The sequence below is a fragment of the Dulcicalothrix desertica PCC 7102 genome (assembly GCF_003991905.1).
Classification (GTDB): Bacteria; Cyanobacteriota; Cyanobacteriia; order Cyanobacteriales; family Nostocaceae; genus Dulcicalothrix; species Dulcicalothrix desertica.
The window spans coordinates 153,907-172,914 of sequence record NZ_RSCL01000015.1 but is presented as its reverse complement, the minus strand read 5'-3'; the positions used below and the strand labels follow the sequence as shown (position 1 = coordinate 172,914).

At 36.5% G+C, this 19,008-nt stretch carries 18 protein-coding genes and 2 pseudogenes; 9 read left to right on the top strand and 11 right to left on the bottom strand.

All coding sequences use genetic code 11. The annotated features are described in order from the left end of the window. Both DSM106972_RS29300 and DSM106972_RS29295 read right to left on the bottom strand, forming a co-directional pair. On the bottom strand, positions 1-726 hold the full coding sequence (locus DSM106972_RS29300; RefSeq protein WP_127084002.1) for an SDR family oxidoreductase: 726 nt from the start codon (positions 724-726) through the stop codon (positions 1-3). Positions 727-768: 42 nt separating this feature from the next. Further along, complete coding sequence (locus DSM106972_RS29295; protein ID WP_127084001.1) at positions 769-1,350, bottom strand: TetR/AcrR family transcriptional regulator; 582 nt, start codon at positions 1,348-1,350, stop codon at positions 769-771. A gap of 567 nt (positions 1,351-1,917) precedes the next feature. On the opposite strand from DSM106972_RS29295, the gene DSM106972_RS29290 reads away from it, so the two are divergent. Then, positions 1,918-2,808 carry an RpnC/YadD family protein gene (locus tag DSM106972_RS29290; RefSeq protein ID WP_127084000.1) on the top strand — a complete coding sequence of 297 codons (891 nt, stop codon included), beginning with the start codon at positions 1,918-1,920 and terminating at the stop codon, positions 2,806-2,808. An 83-nt stretch (positions 2,809-2,891) separates the two neighbouring features. Here DSM106972_RS29290 and DSM106972_RS29285 read toward each other — a convergent pair whose 3' ends face one another. Next, on the bottom strand, positions 2,892-3,587 hold the full coding sequence (locus DSM106972_RS29285) for a class I SAM-dependent methyltransferase (protein ID WP_186538814.1): 696 nt from the start codon (positions 3,585-3,587) through the stop codon (positions 2,892-2,894). Positions 3,588-3,646: 59 nt separating this feature from the next. On the opposite strand from DSM106972_RS29285, the gene DSM106972_RS29280 reads away from it, so the two are divergent. Together DSM106972_RS29280 and DSM106972_RS29275 are read left to right on the top strand one after the other, a co-directional pair. After that, positions 3,647-4,456, top strand: coding sequence for an AraC family transcriptional regulator (locus DSM106972_RS29280; RefSeq protein WP_127083999.1), 810 nt, complete (start codon positions 3,647-3,649; stop codon positions 4,454-4,456). Positions 4,457-4,564: 108 nt separating this feature from the next. Continuing rightward, the gene (locus DSM106972_RS29275; RefSeq protein ID WP_127083998.1) at positions 4,565-5,212 is read left to right on the top strand and encodes an antibiotic biosynthesis monooxygenase; all 648 of its coding nucleotides are present in this window, start codon (positions 4,565-4,567) and stop codon (positions 5,210-5,212) included. Positions 5,213-5,955: 743 nt separating this feature from the next. Here DSM106972_RS29275 and DSM106972_RS29270 read toward each other — a convergent pair. Together DSM106972_RS29270 and DSM106972_RS29265 are read right to left on the bottom strand one after the other, a co-directional pair. Beyond that, positions 5,956-7,032 (bottom strand): toll/interleukin-1 receptor domain-containing protein, encoded by a 1,077-nt coding sequence (locus DSM106972_RS29270; RefSeq protein ID WP_127083997.1) that lies wholly within the window; start codon positions 7,030-7,032, stop codon positions 5,956-5,958. Between the two features lie 113 nt (positions 7,033-7,145). Further along, on the bottom strand, positions 7,146-8,237 hold the full coding sequence (locus DSM106972_RS29265; RefSeq protein ID WP_127083996.1) for a TIR domain-containing protein: 1,092 nt from the start codon (positions 8,235-8,237) through the stop codon (positions 7,146-7,148). A 378-nt stretch (positions 8,238-8,615) separates the two neighbouring features. Here DSM106972_RS29265 and DSM106972_RS29260 point away from each other — a divergent pair. Beyond that, positions 8,616-8,828: pseudogene (locus DSM106972_RS29260) on the top strand (IS1634 family transposase); the annotation flags it as partial. A gap of 165 nt (positions 8,829-8,993) precedes the next feature. Here the strand turns inward: DSM106972_RS29260 and DSM106972_RS29255 are convergent. Genes DSM106972_RS29255 through DSM106972_RS29245 form a run of 3 tightly spaced genes read right to left on the bottom strand, consistent with a single transcriptional unit; the run spans position 8,994 to position 10,713 of the window. Further along, the gene (locus tag DSM106972_RS29255) at positions 8,994-9,305 is read right to left on the bottom strand and encodes a hypothetical protein (protein WP_127083995.1); all 312 of its coding nucleotides are present in this window, start codon (positions 9,303-9,305) and stop codon (positions 8,994-8,996) included. Beyond that, the gene (locus DSM106972_RS29250) at positions 9,289-9,732 is read right to left on the bottom strand and encodes a DUF8738 domain-containing protein (RefSeq protein ID WP_127083994.1); all 444 of its coding nucleotides are present in this window, start codon (positions 9,730-9,732) and stop codon (positions 9,289-9,291) included. The genes DSM106972_RS29255 and DSM106972_RS29250 overlap by 17 nt, the downstream gene beginning before the upstream one ends. A 24-nt stretch (positions 9,733-9,756) precedes the next feature. Beyond that, a complete protein-coding gene (locus tag DSM106972_RS29245; RefSeq protein WP_127083993.1) occupies positions 9,757-10,713 on the bottom strand; it encodes a stage II sporulation protein M in 957 nt (318 codons plus the stop codon). Positions 10,714-10,787: 74 nt separating this feature from the next. Between DSM106972_RS29245 and DSM106972_RS29240 the strand changes: the two genes are divergently transcribed. From DSM106972_RS29240 to DSM106972_RS29230, 3 genes are all read left to right on the top strand, one after another. After that, positions 10,788-11,657: a DUF7847 domain-containing protein gene (locus DSM106972_RS29240; RefSeq protein WP_127083992.1), complete on the top strand. Its 870-nt coding sequence runs from the start codon at positions 10,788-10,790 to the stop codon at positions 11,655-11,657. Between the two features lie 21 nt (positions 11,658-11,678). Then, entirely contained in the window at positions 11,679-12,467 is a 789-nt protein-coding gene (locus DSM106972_RS29235) for an RDD family protein (RefSeq protein ID WP_127083991.1), read from the top strand. A gap of 579 nt (positions 12,468-13,046) precedes the next feature. Then, positions 13,047-13,826, top strand: a complete 780-nt coding sequence (locus DSM106972_RS29230) for a DUF4058 family protein (protein ID WP_127083990.1) — start codon at positions 13,047-13,049, stop codon at positions 13,824-13,826. Between the two features lie 49 nt (positions 13,827-13,875). On the opposite strand, the pseudogene DSM106972_RS55915 reads toward DSM106972_RS29230, so the two are convergent. From DSM106972_RS55915 to DSM106972_RS29215, 3 genes and pseudogenes are all read right to left on the bottom strand, one after another. Continuing rightward, positions 13,876-14,094: pseudogene (locus tag DSM106972_RS55915) on the bottom strand (DUF4351 domain-containing protein). 203 nt (positions 14,095-14,297) lie between these two features. Continuing rightward, positions 14,298-15,182 carry a ParA family protein gene (locus DSM106972_RS29220; protein WP_127083989.1) on the bottom strand — a complete coding sequence of 295 codons (885 nt, stop codon included), beginning with the start codon at positions 15,180-15,182 and terminating at the stop codon, positions 14,298-14,300. 452 nt (positions 15,183-15,634) lie between these two features. Then, a complete protein-coding gene (locus DSM106972_RS29215; protein ID WP_201800797.1) occupies positions 15,635-15,871 on the bottom strand; it encodes an addiction module antidote protein in 237 nt (78 codons plus the stop codon). 444 nt (positions 15,872-16,315) lie between these two features. Between DSM106972_RS29215 and DSM106972_RS29210 the strand changes: the two genes are divergently transcribed. After that, positions 16,316-17,716: an AAA family ATPase gene (locus DSM106972_RS29210; RefSeq protein ID WP_127083988.1), complete on the top strand. Its 1,401-nt coding sequence runs from the start codon at positions 16,316-16,318 to the stop codon at positions 17,714-17,716. 3 nt (positions 17,717-17,719) lie between these two features. Beyond that, a complete protein-coding gene (locus DSM106972_RS29205) occupies positions 17,720-18,496 on the top strand; it encodes a ParB N-terminal domain-containing protein (protein WP_127083987.1) in 777 nt (258 codons plus the stop codon). Positions 18,497-19,008: the final 512 nt, after the last annotated feature.

The window sequence follows — 19,008 nt, the reverse complement described above, 5'->3', positions numbered from 1 at the left end:
CTACCAAGGAATTTCCCCGTTGTCATCAAGAAATTTACCTGTTGGTGAATCGTTCCTTGTAGCCATCTTGATTATAATAGCTGCTCCTTGCTCCACAGTTCGCGGCGCCATTTCTGTTCCCATATCTGTTTTCACCCAACCTGGACAAATTGAGTTGACGCTAATTTTGTCTTCAGCTAAATCTTTTGCTAAAGATACAGTTAGCGCGTTTAGTGCAGTTTTAGAAGAATTGTAAGCAAGACTATTAACTCCATAGAAAAAGTTTTCGGGATTACTTAATGCAGTAAGTGAGCCAAGTGTAGATGAAACGTTTATAATACGAGCGGCGCCAGCTTGCTTAAGTAGTGGTAGAAAATGATGAATAATTGCGAATACTCCAAAAAAGTTCGTGATAAACGTATCTTTTAGAGTATCTACACTCAGCATTGATGGACGAGTACCCGATGAAAACTCATAGTTAACTCCAGCATTATTGATAAGTACATCAACTTTTCCAAACTGTTTACTAATTGTTTCAGCCGCAAATTTAATTGATGATTCATCATTAACATCAAGTTGAATAAAATGAGCATCGGCGCCATTTAACTGGAGTTTTTCTACTGCTGCTTTTCCATGCTGTCTATTCCGCGCGCCAATTAAAACAATAAAGTCATGTAAAGCTAGTTGCTGTGCGACTTCATTGCCAATACCTTTGGTGGCGCCGGAAATAAAAACAATCTTCTTCATAGTGTGTTTTGTACTTTTTGGTTCAAAATAAACGAAAAAATTTTAGTCGAGAGTTGACAGAGCAGCTTTCACCATGTCGAGAAGCATCTCTCGGTCAGAATGGATGCGTGCGGCGATATTTAGCCCGTATGATACAGATATCATAAGTCGTGCGATAGCTTTAATGTCTTTGTTAGGGGCGATTTCACCTGATTGTTGACCTTTCTCAAGAAGATTAAACAGTGCTTGTTCCAAACGGTCAACACCTTGAACAATATGCTTGGTTACTTGTTCATCAATGGTTTTGAGGTTTGTAGCTGTGTTAGTCAGCAAACAACCACCTGGGTTATATTCAGCTACTGCCACATCAATATTGTGATTGAAGTAATCCCATAATCCTTGTTTTATGGACTTGGCTTTATGCAGTATAGCAAGTCTTTTTATCCCTATTTGCTGATAGTAGAGACTCATCACCTCACGAAAAAGAGTCTGCTTATCCCCAAAAGAATTGTAGAAGCTTGAACGATTAATGCCCATACTCTCTAGTAAATCTGGGAGTGTGGTTGCATCATAGCCCTTTTCCCAGAATGTGTAGAGAGCTTTTTGCAGTACTTCTTCACGGTCAAACTCTTTTGGGCGCCCCATATTTATCACCTCCTGAGATTAGGATATATGTTTTGAACCAAAAAGTCCATAATTTTTATTCAATTTTTGAAGATTGAGTATTGTTACTTAGTAAAATTTCCGATTTTTGAGAGTTTGGTGTAATAAGCGTAAAAATAACGTTCGGAGCAAAAGTTATCAAAAGAAATGCTTGCAAAATATAATGTAGGATGCGTTACTGCAAACAATAACCGCAAATTAAACAACAAATTCCAGTGCAGTAACGCACCACCTATTTTCTCTTTATTATTCATAAAAGTGGAGTAGGCACTGCTCCAAGTGTGCATCTCTGAGCATGTAAGTGTAATCAAATCTTTTAATGTATATAAAAAGACATGATTTTGATAATAAAAATAATAGCATATTAATCAAACCCTTACAATTAAAGGAAATAATACATTTTTATTTAAACGAGAATGATTATATAAAAGTTATCATTATTTTTGTTTAAATAATTAACTTATATTCAAATAAGAGTATTATATTATTCACCAATCAATCTTATTTGATTAATTGTCTATTTTTATACAGGGTAAGGCGTAACCAGAAATGACACAATCAGCTGATATCAGTTCCAAGCGCATTATTGGTCTTGAACCAGTTCAATGGGCACAATGGATTACTGGTAGTTCCAATATAACAGTTCAAGAAATAGTCAACTCAGAGTTCCAATTTGTAAGCCGTGATAGTGACATTCTGATTAAAGTTAACAGCCCACAGCATGGTAATTTCTTGATTTTGAATGAATTGCAGTTGCGTTACAAAACTAAGATGCCTAAACGGGTGCGTGCATATACAGGTTTAGCAGAGGAGAAGTACGACTTACCAGTTTATCCAGTTCTAATCAATTTTATTAAAGACAGTGATACCCCAATACCTACCAGATTCAAATCGAAGTTCATGGGTTTAGTCGCGCGTCAAGACTACCGAGTCATTAATCTGTGGGAAGTAGACGTACAGTTAGCTTTCCAAAAAGTCTCTTCTTTAATACCGTTTGCGCCTATTCTCAAAAATGGAGACAACGAAGAAACAATCCAACAAGCATTGCGAGTCATGCGTGCAGATGAAAAGTTAAGTGAACTTGAAACTGTTTTGGGTTTCTTTGCTACATTTGTATTAGACAATGCGATAGTTCAAAGTATAATGGGATGGGATATGGCAATACTACAAGAGTCTCCTTGGTATCAACAATTTGGCAAAGAATGCGAGGAAAGAGGTGAGCAACGAGGTGAGGAAAGAGGGAAGGTGATCGGTGAACAACGAGGTGAGCAACGAGGAATTATTTCGGCGATAGAATTGGGGCTTGATTTAAAATTCGGCGCCGAAGGTTTAGAGTTGATGGAACCTGTTTCTCAAATTGCTGACTTAAATAAACTGAAAACAATTAGAGACGCAATTAAAAACGCGCAAACTTTGGATGAGTTGCGACAGTTAATTTAATAGCTCCTAATCTTATAGTAATACGCAAGCTATTTTTGAGAGATGCTTCGATTTGGAGTGTCTCTATATGTATTCCAACTATGCTATAAACCAGGCAAGACACCTATGTTACAGCTTATAAAAATTATTGAAGCAGGCTTTTGTGTTTTTGGATGGACAGGTTCACGCACTTCAATTAACCGCAACCCATTATCATTAAATAGCTTTACCCAACTCTCTAAAGTTCTAAAATACCACGGCGCCGGGTCGGTAAAATCATCATTAAATCCTGCCCAAGAACCTTCTCTCCAGCCATCTTGGTATGAAAAATCACCACAAGCAACCAAAGGATGAAGCGTTTGAACAATAAATAAACCATTAGGATTTAAAAGTGTAGTAATTGTTGTAAATAACCCTTCTACAGATTCTTTGCCAAACAGCGAAAAATTACAAACAATAGCGTCAACAGAAATACTTAGTTTACCTTGTTGTATTTCCTCATAAGATACATTAAAAAAATCTCCTCCAGCTTGTTGTGCTTTCTCAATCAATTCAGGAACTACATCCACTCCAATAACATGCATTCCTTGCACTGCAAGCTCACGAGTCAACCACCCTTCCCCACAACCTAAGTCAAGTACAGACTGCGGTGAATAACTCATAAATGTATCAATTATTGCTTGATTTGTAACTAAATTGCGACTTTCAATTTCACCAGAACGTACTGCATTTGTCCAAGGTAAAGCGTTTTTGTACCATGAATCAATGATTTTAGTATCGCTGAGTGGTTCAATGTTCATAATACGGAATTACTGACATTATATAATGATAATACCTAACCTGGTTAAATTGAAGGTGCATGAACCAAAATATAATTTCAGATATTCTCAAAATAGAACATCATTACCAACCAGCTAACGGCGCCTCTGAATGTTGTCTTCCAAGCTATTTACTAAGCATTCATCTTGGACAACCAATAACAATACAACGAAAAATAGACGGGCGCCGTAGCAGTGATTATTTAATAGAAGGCGATATAATGATTTCGCCTCCTTACCTACGTCGTAAGTTATCTTGGGATACTGATGCAGAGTTTCTACTACTTCGTTTTGAATCAAAGTTTTTCAGTGCAATAACACAGCAATTTACCGATTCCAAGTGTCATATTACACCACAACTTAAACTTCGTGACCCTTTAATTCAAAATATAGGTTTAGCACTAAAATCACAGATAGAAACAGACGGATTATGCAATCGTCTTTACGCTGAGTCAATGATGAATGCACTAGTTGTTCACATATTACATCGTTACTCATCTAAAAAACACGAAATTTCTAATTATTCTGGTGGTTTGCCTAGCCATAAATTGCAAAAATCAATAGATTATATACAATCTCATCTATCTGAAGATATATCTTTAGAAGATATTGCTGCATATGTTGGAATCAGCCAATATTATTTCGTTCGATTATTTAAACAATCTACAGGTTACTCTCCCTATCAATATTTAATTAAATGCCGTATTGAGCGCGCGAAGCAATTAATGATGCTTAGGCAGGGAAGTATCACAGATATAGCAGTACTAGTTGGTTTTACAAGTCAAAGTCAATTTGGTAGACATTTCAAGCGTTTTACAGGCATGACTCCAAAAGAATTCTTCAAAAATTAGCAATAATCGCATAAAAATGCAAGAAACGGCTATACGGCAGTTACAACACTCTGTATAGTTAAGCTTTATATAAAACTTTTCAATGAACAACAATATTAGGGCGCCTGTATGCTTACAGTATTTAAGGACAATTCAGTTTTGGCAGAGTTGGATATTTTTGTAACTCAACCAGAACAACAATGGATGCTAGTAGATAGCTTGATAACTTACACTCAAAACATTCTCAAACAGCAACCCGGATATATAGCTAGTGCAATTCATCGCAGTTTCGATGGTTTGCGCGTTGTTAACTATGTGCAATGGCAAACTCAAGCTGACTATGACACATATATAAGTAACATAAATATTGCTTTAGCTACACAAATAACAGGCTTTTTGGCGCCGGATTCTCACCTATACGAAATTTTTATGAGTGAACCAGCCGATAGTAAAATGCAAATTAAGGCGGGTATTGGTCAATTTATCAACTTTGGTATATTTAAACTAAAAAATCCTGCCGACCAACCTAAATTTTTAGAAGCAACCGCAGAAGCAATTCGACAAATTTCAGGTTTACCCGCAATGCCAACCACTCACTTCCATCGTTCACTAGATGGCGCCCGTGCGATAAACTACGGCTTATGGACATCTCAAGAAGAATACGCCAAAATGAACGCAAACCCACCAATGGCTGAACCATTAAAACAAATGCGCGCGCTAGCAAATAATGAGTTTCAAATGTCACTATACGAAGTCGTACACACTGAAGCTAAGTAGGAAGGCGCAAAAAAATGGAAGTATGTAACGAAAAGTAAAGTTGCTCCAAAGCCTCCTTGCTCTTACCTTCTAACTTCTGCGTCCTAGCTTGTTTCAACGATAAATATTTATGCCCACCTACTTATGTGAATGTAGAGAATGACTATATAATTTTTTTGATTAATAAGGGTTAAGAGGTTGTTTGAAAAGTGTCGTTTCGTGTCATGAGTCCCGCAGTGAAGCATCTCAGTATAGGTGTAAAACCTAGATTCTAGCCTGCGGCAAATGCTCCGCATTACGTTCCTTATAGCTCCACTCGCTTGGGACAATTTATACATTGTTTGACTTTTCAAACATCCTCTAAGACTTATTTAAAAAAAAATGATATTTTAAAAGTTAGAAAATGCATAAATTGTCATTCTGAACATAGCGATGAATCTAGATACTTAGATGATTTACTGCTTTCATAATGATATGAAAAGACACTTTTAAAACAAGTTCGGTACTGGATTTCCAACTACTTTGTTAGAGGATGTTTGAAAAGTATCTGTGAATGTCATGACCCAGGTAGAAGCATCTCAGTATATAGTTTTAAACCCTAGATTCTAGCCTGCGGCAAATGCTTCGCATTACGTTCCTTATAGCTCCACTCGCTTGGGACAATTTATACCTTATTTGACTTTTCAAACAACCTCTTAAGCATAATAACTAATACTAATTATAATTTAAGTAGCAAAGATTAGCTTTTGCTCTGAGAGTATTTACTATTTTGGATTACAAGTGTCGTTGCATTTACGTACTTGTGCCCGAAGTTTAATATATGGAAGACTATTAGTTGCATTTGCCAAGCGTTCTACTTTTAACACGACTAACTTTTCTCCTGGTTTAAGTACATCAAGTGGTTGTCCAGACAAAGACTTATTTTTTTTTAAATTCACTGGATACTTAACAGTTACTAATTTTCCTGGTGATGGAACAACAGGAGGATTGATACTAGGAAGTACCTTAGACTCAGGGTTTGAAGTTTGGAATAGTTGCTCCCCTACAGACAAACTGTTAGAAGAATCCTTAACCATACCTAACCAAATCCACCCAGTCGAAGTGGCTTCTTTCGCTGATACTAAATTAGAACTGGGTTTTGAGTCTGGCGAAGCACTGAAAATGTCACTATTTTTTGCAACTAATGTTAACGCGCCCACGCCTAAAAAAATTATACTAATAGGTTTTGCGAAACTTACCAAGGCTTTACCTTGCTGACGAGGCTTTGATAAGTTAGATGGAGAGGAAGATGTTAATGATATTATTTGAGATTTCAAGGATGAAAAAGCATTAGCTGCACGCTTGCTAAGTAGCTGGAGAGATTTGATTACGAAGGGAGTGTTTATATATTGATTGACTTCTTCTCGTACACCTTTAGCAATATTTTCAAAAGCATGATCGTAATTTCTCCACCTTGTTACAGGTTTTTCTTCATCAGGCAGAACTTTGACATTACTAAATTCAGACTTCCAATTATCGTATGTACTTAACAAAACTACAATAACGCGAGCCTCGCGAGCCTTATGCCTTTCCATCGCGCGCTTGACTAAAACTTCCCAGTGATAATCAGAATATATTAAGTCTGAACTAATTAAAAGTAAAATAATATTTGCTGTATTTAGGCGCGTATCAATTTCATTTTCCCACTCTTTCCCAGCGCTAATCATTCCTTTATCCCAAGTATTAATCACTCCCTGACGATTCATAAGTCTAAGATGCTTTTCTAATCCTTTCCGCAAGTCTTCATCTCGCTGTGAATCAGAACAGCAGTATAAAAGGTTGATTGCTTTTGTAGATGGCATGGATTTCAATATGTTATGACGACAATGAGTTAAAACTTCACGTATAATTACTTACATTTCGCAAAAACTGGTAATTTTAGTTCCTGCTACTATTTCTCATTTCCTTTATATATTCATTTTTGTACAGTTAGCTCTTTAACTGCTTCTCGAATACCTTGAGTAATACTTGTAAAAGCTTCGTTACGTTGTTTTCCCCATTTAGTTACTGGTTTGAGATTTTTTGGAAGGGCTTGTAGCTTGGCAAATGGCGCACTTTCCCAATCTACAGGTTCTAGAATTATTGGAATAACACAAGCTTCTTTTGCTTCATGTCTTTCCATTGCTCGTGCGACTTCAATATCCCAGCAATAATCTGAAGCAATAAACGACGAACTAACAAGCAACAAAATTATTTTAGCTGTGTTTAGATGTGTATCTATCTCTTTGTTCCGTTCTTTTCCTGGACTAATTCTACGATCATGCCAACCTGTAACCACTCCTTGGCGTTTTAGGAGACCAAGGTGCTTTTCTAAATCATCTCTCAGTTTTTCATCTTGACGTGCGTATGAGAAGAATACTTCGATACTATTATTATGTTGCATACTTACAAGCTTTTTTTCTGTAGTAGGTAAACTACTAAGTAAATTGATATTTACCTTCTTTTTTATAGTTGGAGTTTGTTCTTCTGAAATTCCTTCTAGCTGAATGGCATTAACGCCAAAACCGTGTGCTACTTCTATTGTTCGTCCGGCGCCAAGAGCATCGTAAAAACCAGTTGTATATTTAATGGCAGCAGCGTCCCCTATTGGCTGTCTCATACCAATTACGTAGTCAATATGCTGAACAATAGCATTCGCTTGCTTTTCTGAATAGCAAGCATTGAGCAGCACACAGCTTACTTTATCAGTAAATAAGTGAAAAAGTCCCGCTAATGCCTCTGGGGTTACAATTTTAGCTTCTCCACTTACGTCTTCAAATACTAACCCCCCTTCTGCTTCACCGTGTCCACTAAAATGGACGATTTGTGGATCGACATCTAATATAGCTCGCCGAATATCATCCGGACTTGCTGCCCATCTACATTCAATCACAAATTGTTGTCCAATTTTAGACCTCCTCAAGCCTTCTGCAATTTCACGAACCTCTTTATCAAGACGTAATTTGTTTGTACCTTCTGGATTGGCTGTGAGAATCAAAATTTGTTGAATTTGAGTATCACTACTCATAGAATTAAGTACTAAGTAAATAAAATCAGTTATCAGTATAACTGTTATTATAGTTTCACTTATTATATATATTGTTAAGAAGTAATACAAAGAGTTACTGTTTGAACACAATTAATCGTTAACAAAATTAATATTTGACTAGCCCAAGTGGATTGGCATAAATAAATCAAATTATGTAACATAATGTAAAGTTAATGTAATTTCACACAAAAATTGTGCGTGTAAAATTATCGTCCGAAAACTCTCAAACTGTGCGTTCGCTGATTTTTAGAGTCGAAGAGGAATTAATGCCTTGAGGGGAAAGGAATAAGGCAGTCAGTAAGCTTGGCGCCCTAAATCCAGTAATGTGTAAGACATATTCTGGTTCATGGTGTACGTATGGTGGTAAGCGAAGAGGTAAAAATTAATTCTGAGAGAATTGATGATATTCCCGTAATAGTTGAATGGCTCAAACAGATGGAGGTTGCTAAATCTATTGACCAAAAATTAAGTCCACTACACGGAAACCACAAAGGGCTGAGTTACGGGCAATTAAGTGTATTGTTATTGACGTATATTATTACTCAATCAGATCATCGTCTATGTGCTGTACACGTCAAGCGCTTTCACCTACTATGTTTGACCTAGAGAAAGCAACTCACACATTTACGCTTTCAGTGGCAGACTACACAGCAGCACTATTGTTACCAAAATTACTGCCCATCTTAGAAAAAACGGCGCCTAATATAAATCTAAGGCTTGTTCCAAATACAAATATCAATGCCGTGCTGTTGGTGAACCACGGTTTAGACCGAACTCATATGCCAGTTGGAGTTTCTGCGAAACTACAATACCATCTTTTTGAGTTAGCTCAATTGTGAAGAAACAACCAGGTCTATTAACTAACCCTCCTTTAGAATTGTTTCTTGCTGCATTTAAACTCAATCCATTAGTAACGATGTTATTTATAGATTCTAGCGAAGAACCGTGAGCAAAGTCTCTAAAATTTTTACATACCTCTCCTTCCTCACATTCATTAGCTGAAGGGTCTGCAATATGTGCTGGGTTAGGTTCAGGTGGTAGAATCATTGGCTGCTGTGTTCAGTCGAACTACGCTACCTGACTTATTAGTGTGGTACAGCAGTACTTTATAATTAGTAGTTACCTGAACTTGCCAACCTGGAACCAATGCTTGAGTACAAAGAACCCCCGGTTCTTTTAAACCCAAACAACCATCATTCCACGTGCGCGCTTCTGACGTAGTAATTTTTAACTCACTCTTCTCTTTACCAGTACGTTTAGAAGCATCTTTTAAAACAGCACTTGCTACAGCTTCGGGTAATTTATTATTTTGACTCTCACTTTGATTAGGTAAAGATTCCACTGGTTTCTCAGCTTGAGTAGGAGGCATGTTGCTATTCGTCGTCGTACACCCCATCAATGCACTACTAATCACAACCACAGCAAACAAATTAACCAAAATTAAGCGAATACTTTTCTTATTAAAGCCAAACATACAAATACATCCGTTACATCCGTTCTATCCGTTGCCTCGCCTACTACAATATACAACTAAACTCATAAACAGCCCCGTCCCAACAAGATATTTTAATGGTTCAGGCACACTTGGGTTAGGGGAAAAGAAACCCTCGATAATGCCTGCTATTACAAGCATAGGTATAATTCCAAACACTAATTGCGAAGCTAGAGTTCCATAATACTTCAGAGCATCCAGGCGCCGATATTTCCCTGGAAACAGAATTGCCCGTGCGATTAAAAACCCTGCACCACCTGCAAAAAATATCGCTGGTAACTCTAATGACCCATGAGGAAAGACAAATGCCCAAAATGGGTATGCCAAATTATTTTGTCCAACAAGCGTTGCAACGGCGCCTATTAATAAACCATTAAATAACAGAATGTAGAAAGTAAAGGCGCCTGCGGTAATTCCACCAGCAACAGCTTTAAACGACACCATAATATTATTAATCATAATACCGCTTGATGCTAGCGGCTCGATGCCTAATATCGAACCCATCCAAAGTTTGCGCTCGTCTCTAACTGTTTTAATTAAATGTTCGGGTACAATTAGGGACATGAAACTTGGGTCTTGCCAAGCATACCACCAAGCAATCAAGCACCCCAATATAAACAAAGCAGTCGCCAAAGCTATATAAACTATACTTTGCTGCACTACCGCAGGAAATCCCCATAGAAAAAAATCGGTGATACCTTGCCATTCTTGCCGACGCGAACCTTGATAAACTTGGTTATAAGCGCGCGTTGTCATTGATTGTAGGCTTTGTATAAGCGTATTACTGACTTGCTGGGTACGAGCGCGCGCTAAATCAGCGGCAACGGTACGGTAAAGAATAGCCACTTCGCGAATTTCATTTGAACGCAGTGATTTAAGTCCAGATTTTTCGATTTTTTTTAATAAAGTGTCGAGACGTTGCCAGTTTGGTTCACGTCGCGCTATCCAACGTTGAATATTCATGAATTTATACTCTTACTCAGGCTACCTTAGCTTAAGATAGCTTGAAGCAGTAGCTTAATTATTGTAATAGCACCATGTCTTTTAACCAAGGTTCTTCGCAACCCATTCAACCGTTGAGTATTGGTAACGTAGTTACTGCTGGACTTAGGCTGTATGGTGTACATCTCAAATCTTATTTAAAACTAGCATTTATTGCTTATGCCTGGATACTTGTGCCCGTTTACGGTTGGGCAAGATGCGGCGCCACTTTAGCATTGATATCTCGGTTGGCATATAGCGAATTAGTTGAACAACCAGAAACTCCATCAGAAGCGGGTCGTTTTTTAAGAGCGCGGTTATGGCAATTTCTGGTCATGGGTTTATTAATGTTTTTACTTATTATCGGTATCACAATTGGAGTAATTATATTATTATTTATTTTGGCACTGATAACGGGAGTTATATTAGGAATTTTTATACCTGGAGGCGCCGCAAACGATGCTTTTAACCCTGTAGTAGCATTAGTATCATTTACATTGGTACTTGTTTATATAGGTCTAATTTTTAGCGTGTTTCTTTTAGTGCAAGCACGTTTTATTCTTGTTGAAGTGCCTTTAGCAATTGAAAGTTCTACTGATGGAGCATCAACTATTAAGCGAAGTTGGAATTTGACAAGGGGTAATTTATGGAGAATTGTTGCAATTATTATTGTCACTTCTTTATTAACTTTTCCGCTTCAAGTACCTTTAAGTGTGTTAAATATTATTATTCAAATTTCCTTACAACCTTTAGCACGAGTAAATAGTAACTATAGGTTGTTAGCTGCAATAGTAAATATAGTTCTAACTTTGATTAGTATTGCATTAGTAGTACCATTGTGGCAAACAATTAAAGCCGTACTTTACTGTGATTTACGAAGTCGTCGTGAAGGTTTTGGCTTAAAGTTGCGCGACCGTAATATATAGAAAAATTATGTTAAAAAAATTATGCATATTTTTAATCGCGTTAAATTTATTACACCAGAGAGCGTTGAGCTTGAATTTACTTTAGCTGGTATTGGTAGTCGAACTTTTGCTCTACTAATTGATTATCATATTTTAGCTTTAATAATAGCGTTAATTTTCACTATTTGGCTAACAGTTTCTTATCAAATACAAACTTTTGGAAAACAAATATTTGGTGAGCAAGCTGATAACTGGGTAGTTGCTATAGCATTCTTCATTTTGTTTGCAGTTTACGCTGGATATTTTGTATTTTTTGAAACTTTATGGCAAGGGCAAACACCAGGTAAGCGTTTAGCAAAAATCCGCGTCGTTCGCGATGATGGTAGACCTGTCGGACTTCAGCAAACAACTTTACGTGCCCTACTGCGACCTTTTGATGAAATTTCTTTTATTGGCGCCTTGCTAATTATGTTTAATCGTAAAGAAAAGCGTTTAGGTGATTTCGTCGCAGGTACAATCGTAATTCAAACTTCTTCTATAGCTGTTTCGGAAAAACAAAAATTAACACTGTCAGAATCTTCTAATTCAGCTTGTGAAAAAATTTTAGAAACTACTAATTTATCACCAATGCTTCCTGATGATTTTGCAGTTATTCGAGAATATTTAGTGCGGCGCCATATAATGTCTAAACAAGCACGAGCAGCACTTGCTATTGAGCTTACTCAACAAGTACAGTCAATTATTCAATTAAATAACTTACCTGATGGAATTAGCCCAGATACTTTTTTAGAAGGCATTTATCTTGCCTATCAAAAAACATCAATAAGGTAAAGACGTTACATGTAACGTCTCTACTCTAGCATCCAACCGCGTGCGCTAGAAAACAAAAAATTTTTACTTCGTAGCTCACCGGAATGCAGCATTCTCAACAAGCTTAAAGAAACCGGGCTTCTTGGCAAAGATTTTGCATAAAACGTTAATATTTCGTACAGAAGCCCGGTTTCTAGGCAGGCGTGCATCCGGTGAGGTAGGGTAGGTATCTTGCCTGACCTACAAAATCTATATTATGACCCCGTTTGCAATAAAGCCGCAGAAACAGCAATCATAAAACAAACGAAAGAATATTTTACACCAGACCTATTTTGATAAATAGCTGCCTGCAAACCCATGAACACAGACCCTACAACCATAGCAGCGCAAGTCAAAGACTGCCAATTTTGTATAAATAACATCATAGTACACAGCTTAATATTATATATCTATAGGCTCAATATATGGCTCATCACACGCGCGCATCTTCCGTCAAACGAAATAATTCGGCGCCATCAAAAGAAGCAAATACTCTCTAACACCACAAAAGTCAGTAAGATGATTAAAATTTAAGAGTAGCTTTTTTTGGACACTCCAAAAATGAATAATCCGTTTCCAGGAATGAATCCATATTTAGAGAATCCTGTTTTTTGGGCAGAGTTACATCATAGATTGATTACAGCGATAGCAGACGCAATTGAGGTTAATATCCCACAGCAATATCAAGTTGCCATTGAACAGCGCACTTATTTAAGTGATGACTCAGATTCTGTATCTGTTGGGATACCTGATGTTTCTGTCTTTTCTAAACAACTGGCGCCGCAACATTCATCTACAACACAGCTTTCTACATCAGAAGGTATAACAGTAATAATGCCAATGCCAGAAAATGTTACAGAAAGTTACTTAGAAATACGAGAAATAGCAACTGGTTTTGTAGTCACAACAATTGAAATTATATCTCCAAAAAATAAAAAAGCTGGAGAAGGCAGAAAAGCTTATGAAAGTAAACGGAAAAAAGTGTTAGCTAGTCTTTCTCACTTAGTCGAAATTAATTTATTAAGAAGTGGCAAACCTATGTCGATATTAGGAGAAGTAGCCATAAGTGATTATTACATCATTGTCAGCAGAAGCAATACTCGTCCCAAAGCGAAACTATACACTTTTTCTGTCCAACAGCCAATACCCTCACTTCAACTACCTTTACAATCAGAAGATATAGAACCAATTTTAGATATACAATCTTTATTAAACAGTATATATAATCGTGCCAGATATCATTTAAGAATTGATTATAACCTTGAACCAGTACCTCCTCTCAAAGCCGACAACGCGGCATGGTGTGATACGCTTTTACGCGAAAAAAAATTACGTGAATAAAAAGGTAAGAATTAACAACTCTGACCTTCTAATAATTAATTGTTCTAAGTTAGCTTTCTTCTTGCTGATCTAACCATGCCTCTAAATCAGATATATCTGAAAAATCAACAAATTCTTCCGCTAAATTCTCTATCTGTTCCGCAGATAATTTTTACACTCGTTCTGTTAACGATGCATTTATTTGGTTAAAGCGTCGATTTAACTGACGATTAATTAATTTAAATGCTTCTTGTTGAAGAATATCTTGATAAATTACTGACTCTCGCATACTATCCTCACTCAATAACTGACGAATTAAATCTTTTGCAAAGCGTAAACCTGCTAGTATTTCCGTATAAGCTGCAATATTCTGTCTTGATTTCCTATCTGAGATTGTAGCAACTTTTTGCGCGACTTGGGATAATAACGTTTTTTAAGGTTAGCCTATTTTAGAGGTGGTTTTGACTGGCGCCAGCCAAAACCAATTAAATATCACAATTTCATTAATAACTCCTGTGTTAACTGCACAAAAGATTTAGAACCAGGAGACTGAGGATTATTTAAAACCACAGGCATAAAACTATCAACAGCTTTTGCGACATTCATATCCATCGGTACCTGGCTTTTAAACACCTTGCTATCGCCAAAGTCTTGATATACACGGTTCATTACCTGCTTATAATACCTACCACTGAGCAAATTACCGCTGTACATGGTAAACACAATACCTAGCATTTGAATATCAATCTTAGCTTCGTGTTCGTGACTATCTTTTAGCTGGGCAATGCGTCTTTCTAAAAGTTGAATTCCAACTATAGATAATGGCTCAGGTTTTGCAGGCAATATATAATAATTACTCGTTGCCAGCGCGCTACGTGTTAGTAAAGTATAACCGGGAGCGCAATCACAAATAATAAAATCGTACTCATCGCGTACTGGTTCTAATATTTTACTTAGCAAAACCCGCTCAAAACGGTTCCAAATAGTCTCAAAATCCTTCTCACCCAAAGTAACCGCTTGCTGGTGCAAAAGTTCCGATACCACAAACTCATCGTATAAGTCAATGTCACCCGGTATCATATCCAAACCAGACACATTACACACCTGCTTTTGAATTACATCATGAATTGTATGGCTCGGCGCCTCACTAGGGGTCATAATTTGGTCAATTAAATATCGAAACGTTTTACCCTGTTTACGACGATTAGCAAACTCAACAGGAGACATCAAACTTAGAGTAGCGCTAATTTGCGTATCTAAATCGATAACTAACACCCGTTTACCGTGATTTTTCGCCAAACAAGTAGCCATATTAACAGTAAGTGTCGTTTTACCCACACCACCCTTCATATTCGCAGTCGCAATTACATATCCCATTATTCAACCCTTCCAATAACGCATTCACATTGTAGGTTGGGTGGAGGCTTTGCGGAACCCAACATATATATGAGTATTTATATAAGTTACCTCCCCACACCCCTCACAATTTCAAGCAGTCAAAATTATACCAGCGAAGAATAACTAACAGAGCAAACAAAAAAGAGAATTTGTAGAGTAACATCTCTTTCTTGTGGAGCGGGCATCCTTGCCCGCCCCAACTATCAAACAAACAAGCCACTAGTCATTTTCAGGTAAAGATAATTACCTTATTAGGCACAGAGTACACAGAGAGAAGAGTAAGAAGAGCTTAAGATTGGCGCCTGTTTATATAAGACGGGCAAGGATGCCCATCCCACAAGATGGTTAGTTTCATTTTTGGTAATTAATCTATATTCCGTAAATCACAAAGTTTTTTAGAAACTTTACCACATAAGCATTTGAGCAAAACATTAATTACTTGACACAGCGCGAATCGGTTGTATGCTCAAGCGATAGCCAAGATTATGAAGAACAAGGCTAATGGTTCGCAGTTCAGGGTTCCCCTCTGAAGACAAAGCCCGATACAGGTTTTGACGATTCAAACCCGTTTTTTCCGCAAAGTGGGTCATCCCAAACCGTGCCTCCACCACATTCCGCAATGCTTCCAGAAAAAACGCACTCCTCCCCATCATGCTCGTATTCTTCAAGAGCAACCTCTAAGTATGGCCATCTTGTTCCTCCTGGTAAATTTGAACGGATAAAAGGAGAATAGTAAGTTGGGTGGGGGCACCTCGGTTAGACGGGCAAAGATGCCCATCCCACAAGATGATTAGTTTAGTTTTTAGTATAATCTATGTTGTGAATGTCATCTATCTATAGAATACTTTTATATTATCTCTTTATATATATTTACAAAATACTTAAGATAAGGTAAGGAAGCCCGATACGTCAAACAAATAGGTTAGACAAAGTAGTCTGTTCCAAAAGATTTTTTATATATACTGACACCACCTAGTAATATTAGTTAATATTGTAATTATCAATACATAATAATAAGTAATTCTTATTGCTAATGTTTACTGATGCAGTGTAACAATAAGTAAAGTAACAGCATGTTCAAAACAAAACAACTTAGAGGAGGGTTATAAAAATTGGCTTTTAACCCAGAGCTTTGCCGTAATGAAAGCGAAGTAGAAAGTAAGCTCATCGTTCAATATTTGCTACCTGAATTGGGGTATACTCCTGACACATGGCATCAAGAAGTAGCTGTAGGCAGTATTCGTTTAGATTTTCTAGCGTTCGCTGCACAGGTTATTCCTTTTGTGTTGGATGCAAACTCACCTCTGAGTGTTGTCATGGAAGCAAAGCATCCCAAACAAAACTTGAACAATCATGTTCATAGACTTAGGCACTATTTAAATAAATTGAATGCGAAACATGGTTTATTAACTAATGGGAAAGAAATCAGAATTTATCATAAATATCAAGACGATATTCAATTAGTATTTCAGTGTGCTGGAAAAGAAGTTGCTAATAAAATCAATGAAATCAAAAGCTTAATAGGAAAAGATTCATTTCAAAAGCAAATAATTAATCCAGTAATTAATGAAGTTACGTTAAGTGAAAAAAATGATACTAGAACCAATTCTGATTCTACTTCTACAGAAAAAAAGGAGCGCACAATGAAAACTATTGCAATTTACCATAATAAAGGTGGTGTCGGAAAAACTACAGTTTCGATTAATTTAGCAGCAGCTTTAAGTAATAAAGGTAAAAAAGTCCTGCTTGTAGACATTGATTCTCAAGCAAACACAACTTTTGCTGCGGGTTTAGTAAAATTTCAGTTTGATGAAGATGATGATTTAAGAGATAGAAACGTTTATCATTTATTAGAATCGGGTGATTATAACTTCATTCCCGATATTGTTCGTAAGTCCGAGTATTTTAATAACCCAGAAGTTGATGTTATTCCTTCTCATATTACACTTATAGAGAAGATTGACAAACTTAGTAGGATTGTTGCTACTCAAGGTCGATTAATTGCAAAAATAAAAAAAGTTGATTCTGACTATGACTTTGTAATTATAGATACTCCTCCTTCACGAGACTATTATGCTCAAGTTGCTTTAATGACTACGGATTATCTAATTATTCCATCTGATTTAAAACCATTTGCTAATCAAGGATTACCAACAGTCATAAATTTTGTTAAAGATATTAATGAAGCTCGGCAAGATAGAGGAAAGCCTCCAATCAATATTATAGGTGTACTTGCCTCTAAAATATCGCCAAATCCAAAATTTGTGCAATATACTTTTCCAAAACAAAGAGAAGTAATAACCAAGCGTTATAACTTACCTCTTATGGATTCTGTAATCTATGATAGAACGGCTTTATCAGAATCAATGAACCAAGTTTTAATGGTTGGGGAGTTAGAGTATCCCGACCCAAAATCAATTGTGAAGTACGCGGAAACAAAAACTGCTGCTCAACAGTCTGCTCAAGAGTTTATTGAATTAGCTAATGAAGTTTTAAGATACGTAGGAGAATAATTTGTGATTGATTTTTATCTAGTTGATGTCAAAAGTATTAGTTCAGACGTTCCTCGTTCTAATTTTTCCGAAAGTAATTTAGAAAAACTTGCAGATTCAATTCTTGCCAGTGGAGGGATTATTAAACCTTTAGTTTTAAAAGAAACAGGTGTAGAAGAATTCTCAGTAATTGACGGACATCTAGAATATTATGCCGCTGTTAAAGCAAGGGAAAAAAATCCAAGACAAGGTGAAATGGTTAATGCTTTTGTAATCTCGCCTAAAGTTGAAGATTTGGTTATCGAACAAACTGCACTATTAAAAAATACGGAGCTTAACACTACACAAAATTATGAGCAGGAAGTAAAGGCATCAACTTCAAAAACTAAATCTCAGACACTACCAAGCAATCAACTAAGCTCATTAGAAAAGCAGATGAGCGACTTAAGGATAGAATTAGTACAAGAAATACAAAGACTATATAGTGCTGTTAATCAGCCTAAAAAATTTACTCAAGCTGATAACCTAACACCATTAGAAGCATTTAATAAGTTAAATGTACGAGATTTAATAGCTAGGTTAAAAACAGTTAACTATCCTGAAAAAAGAGCTATAGAAGTTGCAGAAAAGATTGAAAAAGAGCGTAGTAATCAAGCATTTACTTCTTTAGCGGATATAGTTGAAAGAATTAAACTTAAAGTTGGCAAAAGTAAAAAAGAAACAAAAGCTATTAGTGAAAAGAAAATGCTTCAAATAGTTGATACTTGGTCAGAAATTTCATTTAACAAGGAGCAACATTAGTCAAATTTAGCCGATTATATACTCCCGTGTAAAACACGAGTTACTTAGTAGATTTAAGCTTGCAAAATTGGTGCCTTAAATACATAATTATCTCGCGAATACTCAACACCGCGTTTTGGAGCGCCAAACCTTAGCTTGACTATGGTAATTTCAATTATTTAGTACACAAATATTATAAATTAGAAGCAAGCTATGGTTCCCCAACCGAGTTTGGCATTGTTTACGGGTGAGAGTATTCCATTTGCGAGATACTTACTGGAGCAGCTTTTTGCTGCTTACTTTACTAAACCAATAATTCTTGGTTATCATTAGTGAAATATCTGTTGCCGTGAACATAATATACTACTGGTCTATGTCATTAAATCTGGGAATCTTACCACCCGCAACTTAGGATATATTAGATATATTAGTAATTATCTAATGATTTATACACAATGTACCCAAAAACATGTTCTATTTCTCAAGATGAATTAGACGCAAAATGAAGTGAGTTGGTTAAAAATCGTCAGAAC

Bases quoted from the DNA above. Each gene is read 5' to 3' on its own strand.
- DSM106972_RS29255 (WP_127083995.1), bottom strand. From the start codon at position 9,305: ATGATTCTACCACCTGAACCTAACCCAGCACATATTGCAGACCCTTCA.
- DSM106972_RS29220 (WP_127083989.1), bottom strand. From the start codon at position 15,182: ATGGGATATGTAATTGCGACTGCGAATATGAAGGGTGGTGTGGGTAAA.
- DSM106972_RS29250 (WP_127083994.1), bottom strand. From the start codon at position 9,732: ATGTTTGGCTTTAATAAGAAAAGTATTCGCTTAATTTTGGTTAATTTG.
- DSM106972_RS29230 (WP_127083990.1), top strand. From the start codon at position 13,047: ATGAATAATCCGTTTCCAGGAATGAATCCATATTTAGAGAATCCTGTT.
- DSM106972_RS29275 (WP_127083998.1), top strand. From the start codon at position 4,565: ATGCTTACAGTATTTAAGGACAATTCAGTTTTGGCAGAGTTGGATATT.
- DSM106972_RS29265 (WP_127083996.1), bottom strand. From the start codon at position 8,237: ATGAGTAGTGATACTCAAATTCAACAAATTTTGATTCTCACAGCCAAT.
- DSM106972_RS29240 (WP_127083992.1), top strand. From the start codon at position 10,788: ATGTCTTTTAACCAAGGTTCTTCGCAACCCATTCAACCGTTGAGTATT.
- DSM106972_RS29270 (WP_127083997.1), bottom strand. From the start codon at position 7,032: ATGCCATCTACAAAAGCAATCAACCTTTTATACTGCTGTTCTGATTCA.
- DSM106972_RS29290 (WP_127084000.1), top strand. From the start codon at position 1,918: ATGACACAATCAGCTGATATCAGTTCCAAGCGCATTATTGGTCTTGAA.
- DSM106972_RS29285 (WP_186538814.1), bottom strand. From the start codon at position 3,587: ATGAACATTGAACCACTCAGCGATACTAAAATCATTGATTCATGGTAC.
- DSM106972_RS29295 (WP_127084001.1), bottom strand. From the start codon at position 1,350: ATGGGGCGCCCAAAAGAGTTTGACCGTGAAGAAGTACTGCAAAAAGCT.
- DSM106972_RS29245 (WP_127083993.1), bottom strand. From the start codon at position 10,713: ATGAATATTCAACGTTGGATAGCGCGACGTGAACCAAACTGGCAACGT.
- DSM106972_RS29300 (WP_127084002.1), bottom strand. From the start codon at position 726: ATGAAGAAGATTGTTTTTATTTCCGGCGCCACCAAAGGTATTGGCAAT.
- DSM106972_RS29235 (WP_127083991.1), top strand. From the start codon at position 11,679: ATGCATATTTTTAATCGCGTTAAATTTATTACACCAGAGAGCGTTGAG.
- DSM106972_RS29280 (WP_127083999.1), top strand. From the start codon at position 3,647: ATGAACCAAAATATAATTTCAGATATTCTCAAAATAGAACATCATTAC.